This is a genomic window from Rothia nasimurium (assembly GCF_928381705.1).
GTDB classification, from domain to species: domain Bacteria; phylum Actinomycetota; class Actinomycetes; order Actinomycetales; family Micrococcaceae; genus Rothia; species Rothia nasimurium_G.
Window position 1 is genome coordinate 1 of sequence record NZ_CAKMSR010000055.1, and the last position, 207, is coordinate 207.

Below are 207 nucleotides of genomic sequence, written 5' to 3' on the forward strand. Positions count from 1 at the left end.
AACCCTCACCCAAGCCCTCAAAATCACCCTGCTCTACCACCGCCACAACCTCACCGAAGAACTCCTCGCAGAACTTTTTGCTGTCTCTCAATCGACAGTCTCACGAGCTATCAACACCATCGAAAAGGCCCTGGAGAAGATTCTCACTCCGCTGACTCAGCCTTTGAAAGAAAGCATCAAAGCACCCGGGTCCTTAGTAGTTGACGG

The 207-nt window shown here is 51.7% G+C and carries 1 protein-coding gene; it reads left to right on the plus strand.

Translation table 11 applies throughout. The annotated features are described in order from the left end of the window. The coding region (locus L6762_RS11920) for a helix-turn-helix domain-containing protein (RefSeq protein ID WP_237187499.1) at positions 1–207 on the plus strand (207 nt) is incomplete at both ends.